The sequence below is a fragment of the Apilactobacillus kunkeei genome, assembly GCF_001421115.1.
GTDB lineage: Bacteria > Bacillota > Bacilli > Lactobacillales > Lactobacillaceae > Apilactobacillus > Apilactobacillus kunkeei_F.
This window is the reverse complement of record NZ_JXCW01000006.1, coordinates 188476-210000: the sequence shown is the minus strand read 5'-3', so window position 1 is coordinate 210000 and position 21525 is coordinate 188476. Positions and strand designations below refer to the sequence as shown.

The 21525-nt window shown below is 37.2% G+C and carries 27 protein-coding genes and 3 tRNA genes; 13 read left to right on the top strand and 17 right to left on the bottom strand.

What is annotated here, in order from left to right; all coding sequences use genetic code 11:
- Positions 1–161: 161 nt before the first annotated feature.
- The 4 genes from RZ55_RS06450 to RZ55_RS06435 form a co-directional block, all read right to left on the bottom strand.
- Positions 162–233, bottom strand: a tRNA-Asn gene (locus RZ55_RS06450).
- Positions 234–280: 47 nt separating this feature from the next.
- Positions 281–352 (bottom strand) — tRNA-Asn (locus RZ55_RS06445).
- A 58-nt stretch (positions 353–410) separates the two neighbouring features.
- Positions 411–482, bottom strand: a tRNA-Asn gene (locus RZ55_RS06440).
- A 330-nt stretch (positions 483–812) separates the two neighbouring features.
- Positions 813–1559, bottom strand: coding sequence for an SGNH/GDSL hydrolase family protein (locus RZ55_RS06435; RefSeq protein ID WP_053792167.1), 747 nt, complete (start codon positions 1557–1559; stop codon positions 813–815).
- Between the two features lie 398 nt (positions 1560–1957).
- Between RZ55_RS06435 and RZ55_RS06430 the strand changes: the two genes are divergently transcribed.
- The 4 genes from RZ55_RS06430 to RZ55_RS06415 all read left to right on the top strand — a co-directional run bounded on the left by RZ55_RS06430 (position 1958) and on the right by RZ55_RS06415 (position 5803).
- Positions 1958–3319, top strand: coding sequence for an FAD-dependent oxidoreductase (locus RZ55_RS06430; RefSeq protein ID WP_057176034.1), 1362 nt, complete (start codon positions 1958–1960; stop codon positions 3317–3319).
- 122 nt (positions 3320–3441) lie between these two features.
- A complete protein-coding gene (locus tag RZ55_RS06425; RefSeq protein ID WP_054483934.1) occupies positions 3442–4029 on the top strand; it encodes a TetR/AcrR family transcriptional regulator in 588 nt (195 codons plus the stop codon).
- A gap of 11 nt (positions 4030–4040) precedes the next feature.
- Entirely contained in the window at positions 4041–5108 is a 1068-nt protein-coding gene (locus tag RZ55_RS06420; protein ID WP_057176033.1) for an ABC transporter permease, read from the top strand.
- On the top strand, positions 5108–5803 hold the full coding sequence (locus RZ55_RS06415; RefSeq protein WP_054483932.1) for an ABC transporter ATP-binding protein: 696 nt from the start codon (positions 5108–5110) through the stop codon (positions 5801–5803). The genes RZ55_RS06420 and RZ55_RS06415 overlap by 1 nt, the downstream gene beginning before the upstream one ends.
- Positions 5804–5842: 39 nt before the next feature.
- On the opposite strand, the gene RZ55_RS06410 is transcribed toward RZ55_RS06415, so the two are convergent.
- The 4 genes from RZ55_RS06410 to RZ55_RS06395 all read right to left on the bottom strand — a co-directional run bounded on the left by RZ55_RS06410 (position 5843) and on the right by RZ55_RS06395 (position 8201).
- Positions 5843–6298, bottom strand: a complete 456-nt coding sequence (locus tag RZ55_RS06410) for a hypothetical protein (protein ID WP_034534941.1) — start codon at positions 6296–6298, stop codon at positions 5843–5845.
- A 76-nt stretch (positions 6299–6374) separates the two neighbouring features.
- Positions 6375–7268 (bottom strand): metal ABC transporter solute-binding protein, Zn/Mn family, encoded by an 894-nt coding sequence (locus RZ55_RS06405; RefSeq protein ID WP_081034536.1) that lies wholly within the window; start codon positions 7266–7268, stop codon positions 6375–6377.
- Positions 7269–7359: 91 nt separating this feature from the next.
- Positions 7360–7641: an ArsR/SmtB family transcription factor gene (locus RZ55_RS06400; RefSeq protein ID WP_176589783.1), complete on the bottom strand. Its 282-nt coding sequence runs from the start codon at positions 7639–7641 to the stop codon at positions 7360–7362.
- 71 nt (positions 7642–7712) lie between these two features.
- Positions 7713–8201 carry a hypothetical protein gene (locus RZ55_RS06395; RefSeq protein ID WP_041153170.1) on the bottom strand — a complete coding sequence of 163 codons (489 nt, stop codon included), beginning with the start codon at positions 8199–8201 and terminating at the stop codon, positions 7713–7715.
- Between the two features lie 116 nt (positions 8202–8317).
- On the opposite strand from RZ55_RS06395, the gene RZ55_RS06390 reads away from it, so the two are divergent.
- Positions 8318–9028 carry a glycerophosphodiester phosphodiesterase family protein gene (locus RZ55_RS06390; RefSeq protein ID WP_057176032.1) on the top strand — a complete coding sequence of 237 codons (711 nt, stop codon included), beginning with the start codon at positions 8318–8320 and terminating at the stop codon, positions 9026–9028.
- 39 nt (positions 9029–9067) lie between these two features.
- Positions 9068–9763, top strand: a complete 696-nt coding sequence (locus RZ55_RS06385) for a GPP34 family phosphoprotein (RefSeq protein WP_034531357.1) — start codon at positions 9068–9070, stop codon at positions 9761–9763.
- Between the two features lie 35 nt (positions 9764–9798).
- Here the strand turns inward: RZ55_RS06385 and RZ55_RS06380 are convergent, their stop codons facing one another.
- The 6 genes from RZ55_RS06380 to thrC are packed head-to-tail and all read right to left on the bottom strand — an operon-like array spanning position 9799 to position 13351.
- Positions 9799–10038: a hypothetical protein gene (locus tag RZ55_RS06380; RefSeq protein WP_057176031.1), complete on the bottom strand. Its 240-nt coding sequence runs from the start codon at positions 10036–10038 to the stop codon at positions 9799–9801.
- 14 nt (positions 10039–10052) lie between these two features.
- The gene (locus RZ55_RS06375) at positions 10053–10277 is read right to left on the bottom strand and encodes a hypothetical protein (protein ID WP_057176030.1); all 225 of its coding nucleotides are present in this window, start codon (positions 10275–10277) and stop codon (positions 10053–10055) included.
- Positions 10278–10292: 15 nt separating this feature from the next.
- Positions 10293–10520, bottom strand: a complete 228-nt coding sequence (locus RZ55_RS06370; RefSeq protein WP_057176029.1) for a hypothetical protein — start codon at positions 10518–10520, stop codon at positions 10293–10295.
- A gap of 50 nt (positions 10521–10570) precedes the next feature.
- A complete protein-coding gene (locus tag RZ55_RS06365) occupies positions 10571–11005 on the bottom strand; it encodes an ACT domain-containing protein (protein ID WP_034530904.1) in 435 nt (144 codons plus the stop codon).
- Positions 11006–11019: 14 nt separating this feature from the next.
- Complete coding sequence (thrB, locus tag RZ55_RS06360; RefSeq protein ID WP_057176028.1) at positions 11020–11874, bottom strand: homoserine kinase; 855 nt, start codon at positions 11872–11874, stop codon at positions 11020–11022.
- A complete protein-coding gene (thrC, locus tag RZ55_RS06355) occupies positions 11846–13351 on the bottom strand; it encodes a threonine synthase (protein WP_241772097.1) in 1506 nt (501 codons plus the stop codon). The genes thrB and thrC overlap by 29 nt, the downstream gene beginning before the upstream one ends.
- A 110-nt stretch (positions 13352–13461) precedes the next feature.
- Here thrC and RZ55_RS06350 point away from each other — a divergent pair, with 110 nt between their 5' ends.
- The gene (locus RZ55_RS06350; protein WP_171823264.1) at positions 13462–14613 is read left to right on the top strand and encodes a homoserine dehydrogenase; all 1152 of its coding nucleotides are present in this window, start codon (positions 13462–13464) and stop codon (positions 14611–14613) included.
- Positions 14614–14650: 37 nt separating this feature from the next.
- Here RZ55_RS06350 and RZ55_RS06345 read toward each other — a convergent pair whose 3' ends face one another.
- Entirely contained in the window at positions 14651–15022 is a 372-nt protein-coding gene (locus RZ55_RS06345) for a hypothetical protein (protein WP_094750698.1), read from the bottom strand.
- Between the two features lie 192 nt (positions 15023–15214).
- The gene (locus RZ55_RS06340; RefSeq protein ID WP_057176025.1) at positions 15215–16660 is read right to left on the bottom strand and encodes a catalase; all 1446 of its coding nucleotides are present in this window, start codon (positions 16658–16660) and stop codon (positions 15215–15217) included.
- Between the two features lie 183 nt (positions 16661–16843).
- Here RZ55_RS06340 and RZ55_RS06335 point away from each other — a divergent pair, with 183 nt between their 5' ends.
- From RZ55_RS06335 to RZ55_RS06315, 5 genes are all read left to right on the top strand, one after another.
- Complete coding sequence (locus RZ55_RS06335; RefSeq protein WP_054483923.1) at positions 16844–17794, top strand: Dyp-type peroxidase; 951 nt, start codon at positions 16844–16846, stop codon at positions 17792–17794.
- Between the two features lie 464 nt (positions 17795–18258).
- A complete protein-coding gene (gene rlmH, locus RZ55_RS06330; RefSeq protein WP_054483922.1) occupies positions 18259–18738 on the top strand; it encodes a 23S rRNA (pseudouridine(1915)-N(3))-methyltransferase RlmH in 480 nt (159 codons plus the stop codon).
- 146 nt (positions 18739–18884) lie between these two features.
- Positions 18885–19088 carry a helix-turn-helix transcriptional regulator gene (locus RZ55_RS06325; protein ID WP_080719854.1) on the top strand — a complete coding sequence of 68 codons (204 nt, stop codon included), beginning with the start codon at positions 18885–18887 and terminating at the stop codon, positions 19086–19088.
- A 3-nt stretch (positions 19089–19091) separates the two neighbouring features.
- Positions 19092–19433, top strand: coding sequence for a DUF3278 domain-containing protein (locus RZ55_RS06320; protein ID WP_057176024.1), 342 nt, complete (start codon positions 19092–19094; stop codon positions 19431–19433).
- 166 nt (positions 19434–19599) lie between these two features.
- The gene (locus tag RZ55_RS06315) at positions 19600–20079 is read left to right on the top strand and encodes a DUF3278 domain-containing protein (protein WP_057176023.1); all 480 of its coding nucleotides are present in this window, start codon (positions 19600–19602) and stop codon (positions 20077–20079) included.
- A gap of 23 nt (positions 20080–20102) precedes the next feature.
- Here the strand turns inward: RZ55_RS06315 and RZ55_RS06310 are convergent, their stop codons facing one another.
- Positions 20103–20738: a YczE/YyaS/YitT family protein gene (locus RZ55_RS06310; RefSeq protein WP_057176022.1), complete on the bottom strand. Its 636-nt coding sequence runs from the start codon at positions 20736–20738 to the stop codon at positions 20103–20105.
- Positions 20739–20859: 121 nt separating this feature from the next.
- Between RZ55_RS06310 and RZ55_RS06305 the strand changes: the two genes are divergently transcribed.
- Positions 20860–21507, top strand: coding sequence for a glycoside hydrolase family 70 protein (locus RZ55_RS06305; RefSeq protein WP_057176021.1), 648 nt, complete (start codon positions 20860–20862; stop codon positions 21505–21507).
- Positions 21508–21525: the final 18 nt, after the last annotated feature.

Here is a 21525-nt window from a genome sequence, read left to right as displayed (position 1 = left end):
ACTATCGCCTTTTTTGAATCTGGAAACAAATAAAAAAACCTAGTCAAAGGGCTAAGTCTTCTTATTATGTGGAATTATAGATAATTATGAATAAAAATATGGAAAAGCAATTTGCTTTATTAGTTAACATTGGGATAAAGCTAACTTGGGATTTCTCCCAACTGCTCCGGCTGGACTCGAACCAGCAACCATCGCATTAACAGTGCGCTATTCTACCATTGAACCACGGAGCAAAAATGAGGTGAAAAATTATCTTTTTAATGAGTAGGGTTCCACTCAACTGCTCTAACTGGACTCGAACCAGTAACCTTCGCATTAACAGTGCGCCGTTCTACCATTGAACCATAGAGCAATAATATGTAGTTTGATAAAAGATCTAAGTCTTTTTGATGAGTAGGGATGCTACTCGACTGCTCTAACTGGACTCGAACCAGTAACCTTCGCATTAACAGTGCGCCGTTCTACCATTGAACCATAGAGCAAGAATGAAATATGTGCTTGGAATTTAATCCAACTACTCAAACGAGCATAAATATGTCTGCATGTGATATTTAAATGAGAGAAAAATGTGAAAGATTTTTCTATTAAATATATCCAATAACGACGATAATTTTTAACCTAAACACCTTACAAACCCAATAAAGACGGTAATCTTATGTTTTGTTTATGTAGTTATCATATCTCTGTCGTTGTTTATAATAATACACCATTATTAAGAGAATGCAACTGTTTTTTCATTGAAAATTAATATAAAGAAAAAGCCACCAGTAAAATGTTGATACAACAGCGTTTTTTTATCGGTGGCTTTTTAATTATTCTAACATTTGGTCTAATTCTTTGACGAAAATAGGGGTCCAACCGTAACGGTATCCGGCGCAGGTTGGATGGGTGTCGTCTAGCATAAAACAAGGGTTTTCTTCGTTCATTTTCTTTAGTGCCTTGTTGTTCCAAATGTCGATAATGGCAAAATGCCATTTTCTTTGTAATTCGAATAGCTTTTCTCTTAGGAATTCATACTCAGGTTCTGGCTTTCTTAGACAAGTATAAAATACCAATGGACAATCCCAAGTATCTTGAACGGTAGCGGCTATGTATTCAATCGCACCGATAGTAGTTTGGGTATCAAAATCTTCAGCATCGTATGACTTACTGATTCTGCCCATTTCGACACCGTTTCTTTGATCGTTAGTAGATAGTTGGCAAGCAAACAAATCATAATGAGAATCAAAGTTTAAATTCTTCTTCATTCTACTAATGTAGGATTTTTCATTAATATCTGCCAATGTGGTTCCACTAACTGCTTCCTTGATGGCATGAACACCATGTTCCACTCTTAAGAAGTCGACAAATGAGATGCCCTTAGCAGCAAGACCTGCTGTGACAGAGGAGCCAAGGAAGACGATTTTTTTACCGTTTAGGTTGTCATCTACAAAGAAATCTCTAGATGGTTGATATATTTCGCTGTTAGCTCTTCTAATATCAATGCTTTTCTTTGATAACTTTACAAGCGCAGCGCCGGCTGCAGTAAATAGTGCAGTTTTAATCAACCCGTATTTCATTGTAATTAACCCCTCATAGTATTTTTATTATTGTCTTTAATTTTACTAGCATTTAATGATCACTACAATTAATAGCGGGAAACTTAATCAATATTTAAACATTTGTACAGATACTTTGTGATGAAAATATCATGTGTTTAACTAAATGATCGTCATTTTTTTCATTAATATTAGAGAAAACATTAAAGAGTGGCTATTTTAAAGTGATTAGGTTCACGAATGTGATTAATTCTTAATTTTTATCAAAGTTATTTCATCTTTTTTTCACTTTTTTACTAATATTGCTTGCTATATAATCGCACAAAAGGTAAAATAACTCTTGTAAATTAAATGTGATATTTATCACAAAGTAAAGTTATAAAAATATTAATTAAAAATTATTAGGAGGCCACACACTAATGAAAGTTATCGTAGTTGGTTCTTCACACGGTGGATATGAAGCCGTTCGTGGAATGCTTTTAGAAAACCCTGACGCAGAAATCCAATGGTATGAAAGAGGAAACTTCATCTCATTTTTATCATGTGGTATGGAATTATACCTAGAAGGTACTGTTAAGGATGTAAACACAGTTGCTTACGAAACTGTAGACAACGCTGAAAAAGATGGTGTACATGTATTTGTACAACAAGAAATCGCAAGTATTGATGAAAAGAACAAGTCAGTTCATGTTAAGAACTTAGCTGATGGTTCAGAACGTGATGAAAGCTACGATAAGCTAATCTTAGCTATTGGTGCTACTCCTCGTCGTTTAGACGTTCCTGGTAAGGACTTAGAAAACCTATACGCAATGCGTGGCCGTGACTGGGCAATCAAACTAAAACAAAAAATGGTAGATCCTGACCTAAAACATGTTTTTGTTATCGGTTCAGGTTACATTGGAATCGAAGCTGCTGAAGCATTTGCTAAAGCAGGTAAGGAAGTTACTATCGTAGACCACAACCCTCGTCTATTAGGTAACTACCTAGATTCAGAATTCACTGAAAAATTAACTCAAGAATTCAAGGAAAACGGCGTTAACTTCGTTGGTAGCGTAAACGTTGCTGAATTCGTTGGAAAAGACGGTAAGGTTTCGGGCGTTAAGACTGATCAAGGTACTTTCGATGCTGAATTAGTTGTTGAAACTGCCGGTGTTATTCCAAACACTTCATTAGTAGATGGTCTATTAGACCTAGACGAACGTGGCCGTATCAAGATTGACGAACACCAAGAAACTAGCGTTAAAGATATTTACGCAGTAGGTGACGCAACTAAGGTTCCATACGCACCAACTGGTGAATTATCATCAATCGCTTTAGCATCAAACGCTCGTCGTCAAGGACGTACTGCCGCTGCTAACGCTGCTGGAAGAGAATTAAAGATGACTGCCGTTTCAGGTTCATCAGCACTATCAGTATTCAACTACCACTTTGCTTCAACTGGTGTTAAACAAGACACCCAAGAAAAATGTGGTGTTAATGGTGCTGAATCAGTACTAATTGAAGACTGGGCAGTTCCTCCATTCGTATCAGAAGAAGCTGGAAACGCTAAGGTTTACTTCAAGATTACTTTTGACCCAACTGATGGTCGTATCTTAGGTGGCCAAATCATGTCAACTAGAGATGTTACTGCAAACATCAACACTATCTCATTTGCTATTCAACAACATGCAACTGTATACGACTTAGCTTACGCTGACTTCTTCTTCCAACCTGGATTTGATCGTCCTTGGAACATCATGAACGAAGCTGCACAAGCTGCTGTAAGAAAGATCAACAAGTAACAATAAAAAAGACGCTGAAATTTTTCAGTGTTTTTTAATACTAATTAGTTGACACGGTGTCACTATAAAAGTAATATATTCAAAAATGACACAATGTCACCATAAAAAAGGAGTAGTTACAAATGCCTACACAAACTTTTTTAAATTTAAATGAAGACAAGCAAAACCAAATTTTTAATGCATTGATTAACGAATTCTCAAATCATCGTTTAATGGATGCACAAGTAGCGAGAATTATTAAAGATTGTTCAATCGCGCGCGGTTCTTTCTACAAGTACTTCGATGATATTAATGATAGTTATCAATACGCTTTAAAGAGAGTTTTAAGAGAAATTCATTTTGATGTATTCGCACAGTTGAAGGCAGAACCAACTGATTCACTTCATGCTTTTTATGTGGCAACTGAGTCTTTTATCAATGAATTGGAAAATTCTGATTACGAACAGTTTTATCGTCAATACGTCCTATTTAACCAATACGAATTAAAGCACGTCGAATATGATTACAATAATCTACCTGATGACAAACTAATTTTGATGGTTAACGGTCAAAAGATTGCTGATAGAAAAACAATCGTTTTGACATACAAGTGGGCGAGTCGAGCAGCTCATCAAACCATTCGAACTGTATTGAACGGTGGCGACGATAAACAAGCGCTATCAGATTTTTCCGATTTGTTAAAACTAATTAATAAGGGTTTAGTTAACTAGGAGGGACCATCGTGTTTTTATCACTTCGCGAAATTAAGAAGAGCAAATTTAGATACAGTCTAATTTGTTTAGTAATCGTGATGATTGCATACTTGATTTTCATTTTAACCGCATTAGCTAACGGTCTAAGCGAAGCTAATCGTCAAGCAATCGATTCATGGAATGCTGAAAAAATTGTTTTAAATTCTGATGCCAATGGTTCATTGGATCAATCTACCATTACCGCACAACAAGCCAAGAAGGCCAGTGCGGACAAGCGCGCCGACATCACTCAAATGCGTGCCAACGTGCAAACTGTTTCCGAAGGCGACAAGGTGGGCTCACAAGTAATTGGTTTGAATAAGAATCAATTCATCTACCGTGACTTAAAAATCGTCAGTGGTCACAAGTTGACCAAGGATAATGAAGTCGTAGTCGACCAAAGTCTATTAGAAACAGACGGCTATCACTTGGGTGAAAAGGTGAAGTTCAGCAGAAACGGTCACGTCTTTAAGATTGTCGGAACCGTTAAGAATAACCAATTGAATGTGGCACCTGTAATTTATGCTACTAACGATGCCGTGCAAACCGAAAAATTTGGTACTGACGTGAACCATACCATTAGTGCCATGATTTATCGAAGCGACGTCAAAAAGGCGGTTGCTGGAACTCAAATCATGAACATCGAAGACTTTATCCAAGATATTCCTGGATACAGTGCCCAAAACAGCACCTTTGAATTCATGATTGCGTTTCTACTATTAATTACCTTAGTGGTAATCTCAATCTTCTTATACGTCTTAACCATGCAAAAGATTCCATACTTTGCCGTATTAAAGGTGCAAGGGGTATCAAATGGATATCTAGCCATGAACGTGGTTTCGAACGCGTTAATCCTAGCGATTGTCGGAGTGGCAGTCAGTGGATTATTAACTTTCTTAACTGCCATTTCAATGCCGGCAGCAGTACCAATGACCTTCGATATGACATTGATGGGTGCGGTTGCTGTGATGGTAATTGTGATGTCGATTATTGGTGGATTAATTCCAATGCGCACAGTCGCAAAGATTGATCCAGCCAAAGCAATGGGAGGTTCATAATGGGAAAAATTGAATTAACTAACATCAACAAAGTTTTTGGCGACAAGATGGCCGCCACTACTGCTCTTGAAGATATCAATTTCGCCGCCAACTCAGGTGAAGTGATTGCCATTACCGGACCTTCTGGTTCAGGGAAGAGTACCTTCATGAAGATTTTGGGTGGCATTCTTTCAGCCACATCCGGAGATATTAATATCGACGGTAGTGACTACGGTAATATGAGTAAAAAAGAACAAAGTAAGTTTAGATTGGAACACATCGGTTTCATTCTTCAAGCCTATAATCTATTACCTTACCTAAAGGTATCAGATCAGTTCAGACTAGCCGATAAGGTGAAGAAGAGTGCAAATATTGACACACAAACATTCTCAAAGTGGGCTCAAGCACTAAAAATTGATGACCTAATGAATAACTATCCTGATGAATTATCTGGTGGACAACAACAACGTGTCGCAATTTTGCGTGCGCTATACACCAATCCAGATATCATCTTGGCAGATGAACCAACCGCTGCCTTGGATGGAAACATGGCCGTTAAGTCGATGCAAATGCTACAAGACTTAGCACACCGTGAAAACAAGACGGTTATCATCATTACCCACGATGCCAGACTATTGAAGTATGTAGATAAGAACTATCGCATCGTCGATGGTAAGGGTCAATTTATTGATGTAAATAATGCAGAATTAGTATAGAAAAAAGCAGCTAAGAAATATTCTTAGCTGCTTTTTTGATTATTTTTGATGTTTCTTTTCAACGTGGTTAGTGATGTCGCTGTAGAAACGTTGTTCTAGTTTGGAAGAACCAGAACTCTTGAATGCTTGCCAACTACCGACTAAATCGATACTAAACAAGCTAATCTTGTCTTCGATTAAGAATTCTTTTTCAAGGGTTTGCTTTAAGTCTTTCACAATTTCCTTGGTACGATCTAGAACTTCGAATTCCTTTTCGTTGATGAATGATGATTCGAATTCCTTTTGGTACTTGTTCAAGAAGTTGCTCATCACTTCTTGTAATTCTTCGTCATATTTGGGAATGAATTTGCGCTTACCATCTTCGAACTTGTGGTAACCGTCATCCACTAGAAATGATAATTTAAACCATTCAGTGTATCCATCTCTGGAATCCTTGTAACTTAAGTCAGGATCGTTAAATTCGTTAAACATTTCATTTACTAGTGCAATTGCCATAATGGTTCAAACTCCTTCGTCCAAATATATTTTCTAACTATATTATATACTAATATTTTCTGTTTTTTACTTCAAATTATTTAGTTTTTTGGATTGCTTGAATTTCTTTGTATTGGTTTTGCATCCATGAAATGTAGTTAGGTTCATTACTTGGCTTAGTTTCAGTCACGTAGACGATTGGTAGGTTGTTTTCCTTAGCTAGTTTTACAAGGTTGTTAACGGTCTTGCTGTTAACTTGCTTGTTAACAACGAAGAATGAAAGCTTGTGGTTCTTGATGTCTTCTTGAAGTGAACGAATTGATTTTGGACTTGGATCGTTGTCCTTTTCAGTTGCTTCTTCAAATGAAGTGTCAGATACCTTGTAACCCATGTTTGCTAGTGAGTAATCGAAAACGGGTTCTGAAACTGCGACTGGTTTGCTCATCTTGTTCTTCTTGATGTCATCAAGTTGATTGTTTAAAACCTTTAGTTTTGCAATGTATGCCTTAGCGTTAGCTTCGAATTGTTTCTTGTGTTTTGGTTGTAGTTTTGAGAACTTGTCAGCTAGGGTGTTAGCTAGTTTTTCCATTGTGGCAACGTTGTACCAGATGTGTGGATTGTCACCAGTCTTTTTACCCATTAGGCTACCGACGTTGATTGAATCAACATCGTTGTTGCTGCTGGCTAGTTTTTGTGCCCATGAATCGTAACCTAGACCGTTGTAAATTACTAGGTTAGCCTTATAAACGTTTTTGGCATCTGAACTAGAAGGGTTGAAATCATGTGGATCAATATTTGGGTTGTTGATAATTGATGTTACCTTACCGTATTTACCTAATACGTTCTTAGCTACTTCACCGTAGAAGTTGACTGAAGAAGTAACGTTGATGCTTTTCTTGGGGTCGTTTGCCTTGGTAGAAGAACAACCAGCAAGAACAACCAAGAACATGCTGATAAAAGCAATTAGACCGACTACTTTAAATTTTTTCATTGTTTGCCTCCAAATAAAAATATACCGAATTCTGTTATATAACAAATATAGTTATATATCTAAATTCGGCATATGTCAAGAATGATGTTTTTTAATCATTAATATGGGTTTTCAAAGTTCCTAATAGTTGAGAAACGTGGTTATCGCTTAATTGATAGATTCTTTCCTGGCCATCCTTTTCACTGTAGACTAGGTTAGCATCCGCTAATATCTTCAAATGACGAGAGATGTTTGGTTGGGAAGTTTCAAAGTAATTCATTAAGTTGGACACATTACTTTGGTTGTTGGCTTCTAAATAATACAAAATCTTAATTCGAAGTGAATTATCCAAAGCTTTGGTAATCATATGTAGTTTTTTGTCGTTTATGATCATAATTTCCTCCGCGAGTTGTGATATTTAAATTATAACGTTAAATGGCATAAAAACAAAACGACATCAAGCAATTATTGCTTTTTTAGTCGATTAATTTTGGCCCCGATTTTTTCCTTACGATCGTCGGATACGCGATACATGACTTGTGCATATCCAACGATGATAATAAGCAGTGATAAAAGGATGAAGACTGGAATTGATAGGTGCCATCTAAAAGCATCGAATAGTGTCTTAATCGAAACAATCGAGTCTAGCATGCAGGCAAATGAGATATAGGCCCAGGCAGTCGATTGGTTGGAAACGTTGTAAAACGCCCTGAATTTTTTGATGTCTGTATCTGATTTCGCGTTTAACAAAATCTTTTTTAAACGGTTGCGTTCCAGCATGATTTTGAGCGGTGGAATCATCCATAGACCGGCTCTCATCGGATGATATTTTTTCGCAGAGTGTTCTGCTTTATGTAGTTCGTTAATTTGGCCGGACATGTCTAAAACGCCTTGAAATAGGCAAAAGACAAACATTATGTAACTGGCTGAGAAACTGATGATTGCGTAAATCATGGCACACCTCTTATCTTTGGATAAGTTTATTGTAACATTTATATAAACTTTGGTTGCAAAATAAAAAAATAGCATTATTATTGATTAGGGAAAAGAAAAATGAGGGGGGCTTTCAAATGAAAACTATAATTTATGGTCATCGTGGTGTACCAGATTTATATCCAGAAAATTCGCTTCAAGGATTTCGTTATGCACTGCATAACCATATTGAAGGGTTAGAATTTGATGTTCATTTAACCAAGGATAATGTCCCCGTCGTGATTCATGATGAACGAATTGATCGCACAACTGATGGTAGAGGATATGTAAAGGATTATACATATGAAGAATTATCACGTTTTTCATTGTCTAATTACGAACCAATTCCAAAGCTACAGGAGGTCTTAGAATTAATCGAGGGCAGAGACGTCTACGTTAATTTAGAATTCAAGACCAATAAGATTCACTACAAGAATATTGAAGAAATCGTTATTAAGATGGTGGATGAATACGAACTACTTCATCCAATCATTTACTCGTCTTTTAATTTGTCCTCAATTAAGATTGCTCAAACCATTACCCATGATGCCAAGTTTGCATTCTTGACCGGTAATCGGATCGACAATCCAAGGGAATTCATGGCTGCTAATCACCTAGATGCATTACACCTTCGTTTTTACCAACCAGATATTGAAGACGTTGAACGAATCTGGACCGTTAACGGCAATCTTCGATTACGTTTCATTATTAAACGTAACGTCGCTGGTGTGTTCACCAATAATTTTGAACGAGCGATTAAGATTAGAAACGAAGTCGAAAGAAAAAAAGGTAACAAAAAAGACAAATAAGTGTTAGAATACTTTTATTCTACTCATGGAGGCTATATTATGGCACTTACAACTGCTGAAATGTATTTTTTAATTACTAGTAAGTCCAAAGATAGCCGCGTAATGCTAAAAAATGTTCGTCTACGTGCTTATTTAGTAGACAGCTGTTTGTTAGACTTAGCGGCTGCAGGTGTAATTAAATTAGGTGAAGATAAACGAATCGAGATAATCGACAATTTACCACACAAGTTATACTTCTTGAACTCTTTTATGGATTTAATCATCCGTAACAAGAACGAAGACGTGGATACAATCATGGCAAAACTTTTGCAAAACATCGATGTAATGAAACACACTTACATGGCGTTAGGCGAACAGTTCTATGAAGGTGGCCATGTCTTGGAAAAAAAGAAGGGCTTAGTGCACAAGGTGAGAACCTTTGTACCAAAGAACCAAACTAACCAAGAAATCATCGATGCCATTTATGATCAAATGATGGGTTCAGCTCCAATGACAGTTAACGTATACTGCTTAGCCAAGATGCTAACAGTTAGCCGTCAATTAAAGCTATGCTTTAAGAGTCGTGAACGTCGTGTGATTTGCACAAGACTAAAGCGACTATCTGAACATCCTGAATATAATCATATTCAAGAATTAATCGATACCTTTGGTGAACATATGAGAAACGTTGCTGCTTTGGTAGCCAAAGAACAACCAGCCTCATACATGACCAAGACCAAGACAAGCACAATCTAAAAAAGACTCAGCACTTGCTGAGCCTTTTTTTATTATCATTTGAAGTCTAAAATGAATTGTTTATTGTTAGTTTGTTTGATTTTGATGTTCCAAAGCGGTGTAAATACGATACCGTCATCATATTCAACTGTTAATTGGGCATCATCGTAGGCCCTGCCACCATCGTTTTCAGCCAAATATTTTACAAATAAGATGGCGTCTCTTTTTTGATCGAAGAAGGGTAGCATATGGTCTTGGTAGAAAAAGGTGTAATCATGAAAAGTTATTTGAGGCATTGCAGTCTCCTATTTTAAAAGTCAGATTTTAGTTCATAGTGGGTAGCATCGATTTCTTCAATTGAAACGTAGTCGCCACCATTGGGATGAAACGTTAATTGGTCGCTATCGACATCAACGACTAGTAATAGGTCTCTTCCGGCAGTAAATGCCAGTCTTTCGTTATTTTCGTCGAAATAACCGTCGATTTGATTGTCGTCGTATCTCAGATGATACTGTCTGATTTGAACTTCTCTCATTTAAATCTCCTTGCCCTATACGGGTTGGTATTCGTTGGCGATGATGCGGTAGGTCTTATCATCGACTTTTTTAATGGTAACGCCTAATTGTGGTAGCAATACTAGGCGTTCTTTTTTGAATCTGATCTTGATTCTGACTTCACCATCTAAATTAAAAAAGGTTAACCCTTCTTCGTTGTTGGTGTAAGTAGAATGGTCAGGATTAAACATGAAAGTGTAATCCATAAATTGCAATTTATCCATTGTAATTTCCTTTCTATGTATTAGACAGAATGTTAGCATTTAATGTCTAATTACTCAACAGCGACTAGGTTAACCTTGTTTGTGCCATCAATTGCACTGATGTCTGCGATTAATTCATCGATTGTGCCATCCATTTGACTCAAGTCCAGTGAAATCACGACACTGGCTGAATCGTTGATGGGAATGTTTTGGTTGATTGTTAAGATATTGGCATCGCGGTTTGAAATGGAATTCAAAACCTTAGATAAGATACCACTTTTATGACTTAGTAAAAATGAAATAACGGCTTTTCGTTGCCATGATGATTGTTGGGCTTCGTAAACGTAGTCCTTGTACTTGTAGTAGCTAGCACGACTGATGCCGACTTTTTTCACGGCTTCACTGACGTTTTTAACTTCCCCGTTATCAATCATTTTTCTTGCTTCAATGACCTTCCCGAATGCTTCTGGTAGAAGCGAGTCATCGACAATATAATACTTACTGATTGTTCTCACCACCGTTAGTTCATAATTTCAACATTTTTGATGCTGAATTTTTCGAATCGTTTTTGCAACGCTTCTATTATTTTATCACGTCTATCAGATGAATTACTAATGATTATTAGTGTCGATCCACTTCCACTGATATATACGACGGAATCGTTTGCTTCAACGATTTTTTTGACCTCATCAAAGCCATTGATTAGTTTTTTACGGTAGGGTTCATGCAAACGGTCGTCGATGGCGTCTTTTAGTTGTTTAATGTCACCCGTTGATAGGGCGTTTAACATCGCTAAACAATGTGATAGTTGATGGGCTACCGTTGTTGTTTTGACTTCCTTTGGAACAATCTTTCTGGCTTCGTTGGTTGAGACCTTGAAGTCCGGAATGACGGCAGTGAAGTAGTAAGAATCATCTACCGGGTACTTGATGACGTCGTAGTGACCATTACTATCTTCAAAGGCCATACATAATCCACCGTAGATGGCAGGAGAGACGTTGTCGGGATGACCTTCCATGGCAGTGGCAATTTGAAGGATGACATCCTTATCGACGTCTTCTTTGAAGTATTCAAACGCACCGATGATTCCAGCGATGATACAAGCGGATGAACTACCGAGACCGCGGGATTCAGGAATTTCACTTTGAACATCGATTGAGATGGTAGGAACTTCTCGTTTTAAATGGTTACATCCTTGGATGAAACCTTGATAGACCAGATTGTCTTCATTTTGAAAGGCTTCGTCACAACCGGTGATGCTAAATTTGTCAGAATTTTCAATTTTGACAGATGTAAACAGGTTGACGGCCATACCCAGACAGTCGTAACCCATCGCGATATTGGCGCTAGTTGCGGGCACTATTACTTTTATCATTTTCAAACACATCCTTTATTGTGTCGACTACCAAGTCTTCCATTTCGTTAGGATTGATTTTGGCAGGGGCAACAGCTTCATCATGCCAGATTTGTCTTAGTTGTTCGGGCATTTCAATACCAGTCTTTTCAACTAATAAATCACTAGTTTCAATTGGGCTTTGACGATGTTCGCCGATGATGGCATCGGCAACTGCATCGACAAACTTGTATGGACTAGCGGTACTTAGCATTACGACAGGAGTATCTGGATACTTGACTTGTGTTTCACGTGTAACACGGTATCCAGAAGCAGTATGCGGATCCATTAGGTAATGATATTTTTCAAAGACTTCCTTGATGGATGCTTTGATTTCATCGTCATCGCTGTAGCCACAAATGAAGTCTTCTTTGATTGATTCTAGAATTTCAGGAAGGACTTCGTATTTACCGTCGTGTTCCAAATCATCCATTAATGATTTGACGTAGTCGACGTTTTCACCGCTCTTGTAGTACAAAAGACGTTCGAAGTTACTTGAAATTTGGATATCCATACTTGGTGCAATTGTCTTAAAGAATGGACGGTTTCTGTCATAGACGCCGTTTTTGAAAAAGTCTGCTAACACCTTGTTGGAGTTACATGCAATCACTAGCTTCTTCACTGGTAGGCCTAATAATTTAGCGTAGTATCCGGCTAAAACATCACCGAAGTTTCCGGTAGGGACAGTGAAGATGATTTCATCGCCGACGTTAATTTTGCCGTTTTTCACCATTTGCTTATAAGCATCGAAGTAGTAAACGATTTGTGGCACCAAACGACCAATGTTAATCGAGTTGGCACTTGATAGTGAGTTGTCGTTACCTAGTTTTGCTTTTAATGCTCGGTTATTAAAGATTTTTTTGACGTTAGTTTGCGCGTCGTCGAAATTACCATTGATAGCAGCAACTTTAGTGTTGTAACCCTTAGTAGTTAGCATTTGTTGTTGTTGCACCATGCTGACCCCGTTTTGAGGGTAGAAGACCATTGCACCCATCTTATCGACATCTTTGAAACCAGCAAGGGCAGCGGTACCGGTATCACCACTGGTAGCCGCTAGCACCATCACGTGCTTGTTTTCAGGGAGACATTGTTGCATTAGCTTTGGTAATAATTGAAGACCGACGTCTTTGAATGCACAGGTAGGGCCATGGAATAATTCTAGAACTGAGAAATTATCGACATCTTTGATGGGTGTGACTTCGTAATCATCGAAACCATCATCATATGCTTCATGGATGCTGTTAGCGATTTGGAAATCCGAGAAATCAGGTAGCAATGTTTTAACAACATCGAAAGCAATTTCTTGATAACTTTGGTCGATAACTTTATCGATATTAATATTATGATCAGCTAAATCTGGTAAAACGAATAAGCCGCCGTCGTCTGAAAATCCTTTGATGATCGCATCAAATGAACTAATTTCGACGTCTTTATCTCTTGTACTAGTATATTTTTCCATAATTTATATCCTCCTGTGTGGTTGAAAAAGATTTGATTACATGATAATCTGTTTAGTAATAAAAAACAAGTGTTTATTATATACATACAAAAAGAAAAGATGTGATCAGATTGGATATCGCAATTTTAGGACTTGGAACTGTCGGTGGTGGGGTCAAAGACATCATCGATGAAAGTCCACGCCTAAAGGAAAAGTTAAACGTAGCAGCCATCTGGGTGAGAAAAGAAAAGGTGGACGCAACACAAAATAAGACGAATGATTATCAAACAATTTTGGATAATGATGACATTAAGGTCATTGTCGAAACCTTGGGTGGCATTCATCCAGCCTACGAGATGATTATGGATGCATTTAAGGCGGGTAAGAATGTGGTTACTGCCAATAAGGCGGTCGTCGCAAAATATATGGAAGAATTTATCCATGAGTCCAAACAAAATCACGTGTCATTCCGTTTTGAACCCAGCGTTGCTGGTGGCATTCCATGGATTCAAAACCTAAAACGGGTTCTTAGAATTGACGATGTTCAATCAATCGGTGGAATCTTAAACGGGACCAGTAACTTCATTATCGATGCGATTGTAAACCAACACGTCAGTTTTGCCGAAGCACTGAAACAGGCGCAAGATTTAGGATACGCCGAAGCTGATCCGACAGCCGATATCGATGGTTATGATGTTGAAAATAAGTTATGTATTTCGACTGATTTAGCGTTTAATACACTTGTTAAACCGGGGGATGCAATTAATAAGGTCGGTATCAGAAACCTATTAAAGGAAGATGTAGATTTCTTCTTGGGTCGTAACATGAACATTAAGTTGATTGGTCAGGCTAGATTGTACAATCAAGACAAACTTGCGATTTCAATCGAGCCAACATTATTACCGGTCGATAACACCATTGCGACCGTCAACGGTAACTTAAACTACGTCCAACTAACCGGGGATACCATCGGACCACTTGGTTTTCTAGGTCAGGGGGCCGGAAGAAAGCCGACTGCCAACGCCTTGTTACAAGACGTCGTCGATATTTTAGAAAACAATCCGTACTACGACATTGATGGTAGTCATCGTTTAGTAATCGATAATCATAACTTTGCGGCGGAATACATCCTAAGAACAGAACTTGATCTTAGTGATTTACAAGATGTTAGCAGACTAGAAGGTCGTTATTGGCACCTAGCTAACCAAACTATAGAATCCTCCCACATGATATACCAAGAAGTCCTTCAAAGAGATAATAAAGCAATCATGTATAGACAATAAAAAAGCAGCTTAGCGATTAGCTAGGCTGCTTTTTATTTTAGTACCAGTGGTGTCTTTGCCAGAATTTCTTGGCGTTAACCCATGAACCGTAACGACTAGCAACATATCTGTTGGCAGTTAATTCTTGGTTCTTCTTTGATTTGTCACCGTGTAGGTAGCTGATATCTAATTGGAACTTACCGTAACAAACACCGTTTCTTGCGTGGTATCTGTTAGTTGATTCGTGAAATGAAATCCAACGTCTTGCGGCAATGTTCTTCTTGCTTAGGTGCTTTTCAGCAACATGTTGCCAGTTAACTGAAGCATCAGCATGAACGTCGTTTTTAGCGAAGTTGATTGCAAATAAAATTAATAGTGATGTAAATGCGATTACTGTGAATTTGATAAAAGATTTTGTAACGTTATTCAAGAAACATAACTCCTTTATATAAACCTTAAAAATTTTTTCTTTCGATTTCTTATGATGTTTAATACTATATCGGAGTTATATATCAGTAACGTTATTACATGGTTACAGTTATATTATTAATTGTTACAAACTGAAACAAAACTACAAAAAACGCCGCCATGACAACAATCATAGCGACGTAATTTTTATCAATTATTCAGTAATTTCATCCATATTTAAGCCTAAAGCGTCGGCAACTCGCTTACCATAGTCATGATCTGCACGATAGAATAACTTAGTTTGACGTACTTTGGTGTCATGGCTCTTAACGCTACCTAAGTGCTTCTTGATAGCTTGGATTAAGCGGTCTTTTTCATCGTCTGAGTAGACGTGGTATAAGGCACCTGCTTGTGAGTATGGGTCTTCGTCATAGGTCTTGTAGCTGTTGGCTTCGCCTTCAACTGCAAATGGCTTAATCTTCGCATGAGGATCTTCGCGTGGAGCATCTTCATATTGGTTTGGTTCGTAGTTAACGTCACCATTTTGACCTTGTGACATGTAACCGTCACGAGCGTAGTTGTGAACTTCAGTCTTTGGACTATTAACAGGAAGGTGTTCGTAGTTGGCACCTAAACGGTATCTAGCGGCGTCCTTGTACGCAAATAAACGACCTTGTAATAGTTTATCCATTGAAGGTTCTATTCCTGGAACTAGGTTTGCAGGAGAGAATGATGCTTCTTCAACATCATTGAAGTAGTTTTCAGGATTTTCGTTTAATACGAATTCACCGATTTCTTGTAGTGGGTAGTCCTTGTGAGAAACGGTCTTGGTAACATCAAAGATATCGTACTTGTAGTTTAATCCTTCTTCGTAAGGGATTAATTGAACGCATACTTTCCACTTTGGATAGTCACCATTCTTAATGCGATCGTATAGATCTTGAATTAAGTAGTCAGTGTTTTCAGAAGCAACCTTGGCTGCTTGGTCTTCGGTCATGTTCTTAACACCTTGTTCTGAGATGAAGTGGTACTTTACCCAGTATACTTCTCCCTTGGCGTTAACCCACTTGAATGTGTGTGAACCGTAACCGTTCATGTTAGCGTAGCTAGATGGGTTACCACGGTCACCCATTAAATAGGTAACTTGGTGAAGTGATTCAGGTGAGTGTGACCAGAAGTCCCATTGCATATCTTCTGAACGAAGATGGGTAGCAGGGTCACGTTTTTGTGAGTGAATGAAGTCTGGGAACTTCAAAGGATCGTTAACAAAGAAGATAGGTGTGTTGTTACCAACAATGTCGTAGTTTCCTTCATTAGTGTAGAACTTAATTGAGAAGCCACGAACATCTCTGATGGTATCAGGGTAACCTAATTCACCAGCAACTTCTGAGAAACGAATAGTAAGTGGTGTTTGCTTACCCTTACCATTAAATAAGTCGGCTTTGGTGTAGTCGCTCATATCGCGGGTAAGAGTGAAGACACCCTTAGCACCGGCACCCTTAGCGTGAACAACTCTTTCTGGAATACGTTCACGGTTGAAGTGAGCTAATTTTTCGATTAATTGGTAGTCTTGTAATAAAACAGGGCCACGATTTCCAGCAGTTAATGAATGATTATTATCTGCCCATGGTTGACCTTCGTCAGTAGTTAATTTGGTCATGAATAATTCCCCCTTTATGTTTATACAACAACATTGTAATGCTAAATAAAAACTTATGATAATATATGCTCAAGATTTTAACAATTTTTTAAAAATTTTATCGTTCATGATGGGTCAAAAAGGGTTATAATAAGATTGATTATTAGTTTATAATCGTTATAAATAACGAAAGAAGGTACTACCATGCCATTCGATCCTACTGACGCACAAGATGTTTATAAAGATGCGGGAAAAAATGTATTATTTACAACCCTAACGATTAATAGAAGTAATGCTGACGATGACCGTGAGAAAGTCGCAGAACTAGTATCTAGAGAACAAGCCATTTTACGCTCAATGAATATCAGATACCCAGAAGAACATTTAAAGGTTGCTTTTGGTTTTTCAAACTCCATTTGGGACTACTTATTCGCTGATGCTAAGAAACCACAAGAATTAGAAGATTTTAAACCAGTGAAGGGACCTAAATACACTTCACCAGCAACTCCAGCCGATTTATTTATTCACATTCGTGCTGATTCAGAAGCCGTTGTGTATGAAGTAGCCAGTCAAATCAGAAACTACTACCGAGACTTTGCTACCGTTGAAGATGAAACTAAGGGATTCAGATACTTTGAAGGACGTGCCATCATTGGTTTCGTTGATGGGACCGAAAACCCTGAAATCCAAAAGGCTTCAGGATACGCCATTATAGGGGATGAAGACCCCGATTTTGAAAATGGTTCATACGCATTCGCGCAAAAATACATCCATAATATGGATGCTTGGAATGCATTAAAGACCGAAGACCAAGAAAAGGCAATCGGTAGAAAGAAATACTCCGACTTGGAACTAGAAGATGACGAAAAACTTGAAAACTCACACAACGTCGCTTCTCAAGATAACGACGATGGTGTGGAACACAAGATTGTCAGAATGAATGTCCCATTCTCAGATCCTAGTTCAGGCAATACTGGAACATACTTCATTGGATATGCTAGACATTGGACAGTTACTAAACGCATGTTAGAAAACATGTTTGGCCAATCAGACCGCTTACTAGATTTCTCTGATCCAGTGACTGGGAACATGTTCTTTATCCCTTCTATGACGACGTTAGACCAAATTGTGGAAGGCGAACTACCAACTAAATAACTACCATCTATTTATGAGAGCGTTGATTAAATTCAACGCTTTTTTTATATAAAATTTTACGAACGATTACTTAATTTTGTATAATAATCTTTGTGAAATTTTAATCCAAAACTTTTCACAAAGAAAAAAACATACATTCGGTGTATAACTAGAAAAAATAAAATTTTTTAGATCTATATATATGCCCGAAAAATCAACAATTATCGCTATTTTTTAGTTTTCCACCTCATGTGGATAACTCTGTGGATAACATTGTGGAAAAGAAAGTTACACGGAAAATACACTATTGTGAAACGCCTGTGTGACAGTATTTCTTGAGTGTTACACGGGTCAAAATGACATATACACAGATGTGGATAACTCGTGAAAAACCTTGACAATCTGTGGACAATATTAGTAGTAGTTAACAACATTTCCACATACTAAATATAGTGGTTCAAAATTTCAAAAAGGAGATTTCACAAATGAATATTAAACTAGTTGTGGTCGGAAAATTAAAAGAAAAATATTTTAAAGCCGGAATTGATGAGTATAGCAAGCGTTTATCACGTTTTTGTAAGTTTCGGATTATCGAAGTTCCAGATGAGAAAGCACCTGAATCCCTTAGTGAATCAGAGATGCAAGACGTTATGGATAAAGAAGGAACTAGAATTCTAGATAAGATTGCCGACAAGGAATATGTATATGCATTAGCTATTCTTGGAAAAGAACGTGCATCCGAAGAATTCGCCAAAGAAATCGATAAGTTGGCCACATATGGTCATTCAGACATTACTTTTGTGATTGGTGGATCCCTTGGTCTAGCACCAAAGGTATTAAAACGTGCCGATACCCAAATTTCCTTTGGTCGTTTTACCTTGCCACATCAATTGATTCGTTTGGTATTAACTGAACAAATTTACCGTGCTTTCATGATCAATGAAGGTAGTCCATATCATAAATAAGATACGTAAAAAGGCGCCAGAAATTGGCGCCTTTTTTATTTTAAATAATTGCTTGTTTTTTAATTCTATGTAATATATAGTTTACATATGGAATATATATATTACCTAAATTAATATAAAAATCACATGATAATCAGGGGAGTAACATTTTGGAAAATCGTGTTAGAGAAATACGCACAAAGGAAAATGTGCAACAAAAGGATTTGGCTAAATCTGTTGGTATCTCCCGCCAAACGTTAAGTTTGATTGAAAAGGGAGAATACAATCCGAGCTTGAAGCTATGTTTCAACATTGCCAAAGCGCTAAAAACAGATTTAAATACTTTATTTTGGAATGAAGGAGTGGAATAGCCGATGAAAGAATCATTGTTTATAAAACTAGTTAAATATTTTTATGGAATTAGCAAACCGTTTGATGAGTTTGCCAGGGAGGTTATTAACGACGCTGGAAATAAAATCGCGATTTGGTTGATGGAATACCTTCTTATTTCAGCATATGCATTGATGGTACTGATAAGTTGGTTCAGTCCTATGAATGTAGTAAGTGGTGTAATCATTGCTGACATCTTTGTGTATTTGATAGCAAGTGCATATATGGGTAGAATCATTAAAAAAATAAATTGGATCGCTATGAATTTGATAACGAAGAAGAACGAAAGATTTATGGTAAAAGATTTATTATCAGCAGATTATTAACGACGGTAGTGACTTTGTCACTTGCTATGTATCCAATTTCGGTTTGGTTTAGATATTTGGGAATGTCCGAAAGTATTTGGCCACCGTTTATCGGTTCTTTTATTGGTATTTTGGTGGCAATCTATACTCAGTATTGTCGTCAATTTAAAAAATGAGGTGAATGAATATGAATGAATCTTTGTTCATAAGACTAGTTAAATATTTTTACGGTATTAATAAGCCATTTGATGAATTTACCAATAAGGTAATTTCTGAGGCGGTCAACAAGGTGGCATTCGGGCTTATTATCTTTCTGTTTGCTTCGATCTTTGTATCACTTGGAATAGGGAACTTTGACGATACTTCCGATATTGCGATCGGGATGATTTTTGCAGATGCAATAGCCGTTTTAATTGCATTAACATATATGGATATCGTCGTGAAACGACATGGATTAGATGAATATGATTATAGTAACGACAGTGAACGAAAAATAGCTATCAGAAGTTTTATCATTCAAAATTTAATTACATTAGTAGCTATAATGACGCTTCTTATTTGTTTCAACTTAATTTTGGGCGGCGGATTCGACTTTATTTTCTTTGTTATATATCCAATAGGATTTGTTTTCTCAATGTATTTAGGATACCGTCGTAAATTTAAATAATAAAAAAGCTTAGAGCAATCGCTCTAAGCTTTTTTAGTCTTATCCACAATGTAATTAAATAGGTTAATCAATTGACCAACGAATAGCACTGCTAAAACAGTTCCGATACCAATTGAAGTAATGTGATGTAGGAATACTAATCCTAAAAGGATTGTGATGACGATCATTGATGCATCGAAACAAAACTTCATTTGGCCAAAAGGTTTATGTAGCTTTTCACTGATAACGTTAACGAAACCATCTGCTGGAATTAACACGAATGATGCCTTTACCATCATAAAGATACCAAGTGCGGTACATAAAATGGCTAATAAGGTGACCGGAATTCTTTCTGCGTATCCGTTTAATGGGATGCGCTTTAATCCGACAGTCAAACCGTAGAAATCAACCAGCCAGCCGAATACAAATGCAAGGACCAACTGTAGGACGATTTTTAATTCAAATCTTCTAACGATAATCAGTTGGATTAATACCAAGATGATGAAGAACATGGTCGTGGCATGACCCAGTGTGGTGTGAATAATAAATGACAATGTTTGTGGAACAGAGACTAATGAACTTACCCCGAGTTTTCCGCAAGCAAATAGTGTTGTACCAAGGGCTAAAACGTTCAGTCCAATTATGTACAAGATGATTCTAAACAACATCTTTGCTTTCAATATAAACATCTCCTAAAATAAAACAATATTAAGTAATATTTCATTTATCAGCGGATTAAGCAAGAAAAAAGCTCTTTTGTGGTAAAATTAACATCATAATATGAAACTGGGAGTGCTTATAATGAAAAAAGGACAGCTGAGTTTCTTACGTAAAAAATTACTACTTTCGATTGCGACATGCGCGGTTGTAGTAGCGACTTTATTTGGAATTGGATTGATTCTATCTATCTCTAATTCTAAGGCGGAAACTTCAGGGATTGTAAAACCAGCGTATAATCCTAACAACGACTATGCTGCTAAAAATTCGTTTTACAAGATTGATAAACAAAACATCTCCACTGTAGATGGATATTTAACGTTTAACACCTGGTATCGACCAAAGATGATTCTAAGAAACGGTCAAAAGTGGGAAAAGTCCACCGAACATGATCGTCGACCAATCTTGATGTCATGGTGGCCAAGCAAACGTTTAGAAACCCAATACATCAATTTTATGAACGAATATTTTGATTACGGCGATGATACATACGATATCACTAGTTCACAAAGTGATTTAAATGCTGCGACTCAGGTTATTCAAAAAGAAATCGAAATGCGCATTACTCAAACTAAGAGTACTAAATGGTTAAAAGCAATTATTCAAGAATTTATTCAAGATCAATCTCAATATAGTTTGGTAAAACGTGACGAAAAGAGTAATAAACTAGTCGACGGACAACATAATCATTTTAAGATTGATGATATTAAACGTCTAAATAAAATATTCTAAACAAAAAGACCTCGAAAT